At 62.8% G+C, this 1,027-nt stretch carries 1 protein-coding gene; it reads left to right on the top strand.

The window, feature by feature from the left end; all coding sequences use genetic code 11:
• The first annotated feature begins 467 nt into the window (after nucleotides 1–467).
• The gene (locus ACWDU1_RS32550; RefSeq protein WP_450004252.1) at nucleotides 468–902 is read left to right on the top strand and encodes a DUF4145 domain-containing protein; all 435 of its coding nucleotides are present in this window, start codon (nucleotides 468–470) and stop codon (nucleotides 900–902) included.
• Nucleotides 903–1,027 lie beyond the last annotated feature (125 nt).

Genomic DNA, 1,027 nt, shown 5'->3' on the forward strand with positions numbered 1-1,027 from the left:
CGCACTACGGCCCGCAGCGGCTGGGCTCCGCACGCTCCGCCCGCCGGCGCGCCGGTGCGTCGGCCACGCGCTACGCCGCCACCACCTGAACCGAGATGACTGATTTTCGATAACCGAGAAGTGTGGGCACGACGACAGCCGTACCCGACTTACCTCCCGCAGCCGCCCACGAATCGACCAGCCCTCTGCCCGGTCGACTGGCTGTGGTTACTCTCCGCGAATTGGCTCCATACCTGACAGACGGACGTGAAACAATCGCCCGTATGGTCGGAGTGACAGGCAATCTCACAACGGCGTCCCTTCGAGCCGCTGGGTACGGGGAAGGCGACCCGAAAGCATGGCACCGGGCACCCTGCTCGAATTGCGGTAGTGACCAGTCCTTTGTTGTCGCGTACGCGGTGTCGCCATCGAACGCTCAGCGTGCAGTAACGAGATGGCTACGCTGCGTAGGATGCTTCCACGGTTCGGTGCAGAACGGGGATGTTGTGTCGCCCGGCGCAAAGCCCCTGGTTGCAGTTCATTCGCTCCCCGAGACCGATGGATCTGTCTGGGAAGAGGCTCGCTCCTGCCTTGCTGTGGGTGCTTTTACAGCCGCGGTGATGATATGCCGCAAATTGCTGATGCACGTGGCTGTCGCTCACGGCTTAGCGGCCAAAGACGACAGAGGTCGTGGCCCGACGTTCGCGGCGGCCCTGGATCACCTCCAAGAAGAAGGGGTCATCACAAAGCCGATGCGTCCCTGGATTAACCGCGTCAAGGAGGTGGGGAACGAGGCGAACCACGAACTCACGCCAGTAAGCGAGAAGGAAGCGCTTGACGTAGCGAACTTCACCCACCAACTACTTCGTCTCGCCTACGAGATACCAGCAATGATCGAGATGGCTGAATCCCCCGAGGCATGATCTCCGCGACCTTCGGCCGCGTGGCCCTGCTGACTGGTGGCCTGCATTGTGTTCCCGCGCCCCTCCACCCTCAAGGGCGCCTACGGCGTCAGCTCCGCTGATGGCTACGCCACCCTTGACCGCGG

It is taken from the genome of Nocardia sp. NPDC003345 (assembly GCF_053589395.1).